The organism is Odoribacter sp. Z80 (assembly GCF_009935865.1).
Classification (GTDB): domain Bacteria; phylum Bacteroidota; class Bacteroidia; order Bacteroidales; family Marinifilaceae; genus Odoribacter.
This window is the reverse complement of the sequence record NZ_QWEL01000030.1, coordinates 1-1,490: the sequence shown is the minus strand read 5'-3', so window position 1 is coordinate 1,490 and position 1,490 is coordinate 1. Positions and strand designations below refer to the sequence as shown.

General features: G+C 50.3%; 2 protein-coding genes. Both read left to right on the top strand.

All coding sequences use genetic code 11. From position 1 onward, the window contains the following. The coding region (locus D1136_RS10740; protein WP_237567061.1) for a glycine-rich protein at nucleotides 1-1,077 on the top strand (1,077 nt) is incomplete at its 5' end. A gap of 36 nt (nucleotides 1,078-1,113) precedes the next feature. Next, the coding region (locus tag D1136_RS10735; RefSeq protein WP_161877614.1) for a hypothetical protein at nucleotides 1,114-1,490 on the top strand (377 nt) is incomplete at its 3' end.

Here is a 1,490-nt window from a genome sequence, read left to right as displayed (position 1 = left end):
GATGTCCGCTTGGAGGTCTTGGTGGTGCCCTATACGCGCAACCCTTTTCCTGACAAGGTGGTGACTTATGCGTATAACGGTCAGAACAGTTATCAGATAGCGAACACCTGGAGCGGTCCTGACGCACAGCGCTGGACTTTGACGAACGGTTCTTTGGGTACGCTGGAGATTTCTGACCGTGGTTTGGTGAGTAATGTATCTTCGACGATGTGCAGTCATATCACGGTGGAGGCGGTGTGTGAGGACTTTCCTGATAAGGTCTACCGGATGGAGCTGCATGAGCCTTCGCGTAGTTATGCTTCTGCCGGAGCTTATACGCTGAATCTTTTGCCGGGGGAATATACTTTTGAGTGTTGGGGTGCTTCGGGGGGTGGATCAACTAATCAGAATGTCGGTAGCCATGCTGGTTTAGGAGGATATGCCGGAGGTGATTTGGAGGTGTCGGAATCCCAAAGATTTTATTTGTATGTCGGGGGTACGACAGGGTCTACTGCAGGTGGTTGGAATGGTGGCGGAAATGGTTCTAATACTGGTTTCGGAGGTGGGGGAGCGACAGATATACGTTTAATGGATGGGGCATGGAATGACCGGACTTCTTTGTTTTCCCGTATTATGGTTGCGGGAGGAGGTGGAGGACCGGATAATCCTGGCGGTACTTTTAAGGGTGATGATGATGGCTCCGGAGGTGCCGGGGGTGGTTTGCAAGGCAATGCTGCCTGTATAGACGGAGTTGTCGTTAACCGAAGTTATTATACGGCTTCTGGTTGTAGCGGATGTGGAATGGGAGGAACTCAGACCCAAGGGTATGCCTGGGGACAGGGAGAGCATGTTACTTGCAATACCGATACTGGTGGCGGCGGCGGCGGTTATCGTGGCGGATATGTAACCAATCATAATAATGGCGGTGCTGGTGGTGGTTCGGGGTTTGTCTCCGGATTAGAAGGATGTAATGCTGTGGATGAAGGGGGTAATTATACGGGTCAGGCTGTTCATTATAGTGGTATTTTATTTAAAAACGGAGTCTTAAAGACAGGGCAGAGAGCGGGGCATGGAATGGTAAAGATTACAGTAAAGTAGGATGAAAGGAATGTGGTAAATTTTAAAATATATCGGATGCGAAAATTACTGTTGGTTGTTTTTTGTTTTTGGAGCATGTGGGCTTTCGGGGACCATCTCCTGGTAAACGGTGATGTAAAGGTCGTTTCTGTTGCCGACGGATTTGCAGAACTTGAAGTGCAGTTGAGTTGGTCCAATTCCTGGCGTAACAGTTGCAATTACGATGCCGTCTATATATTCGGCAAGTACCGATTGCCGGACTCCGACGAGAAATGGCACCACCTGTTTTTTGATGCGTCGGATGACGTTCATTCCGTGGGAAGCGGTTACGGTCTGTCCGTGATGAACGGCGGTCGCGGTTTGCTTGTGTACCGTTCAGAGGATGGCCAGGGCGAGTCGGCTGTGACCCTCCATCTGCGTTGGTCGCTTGACGG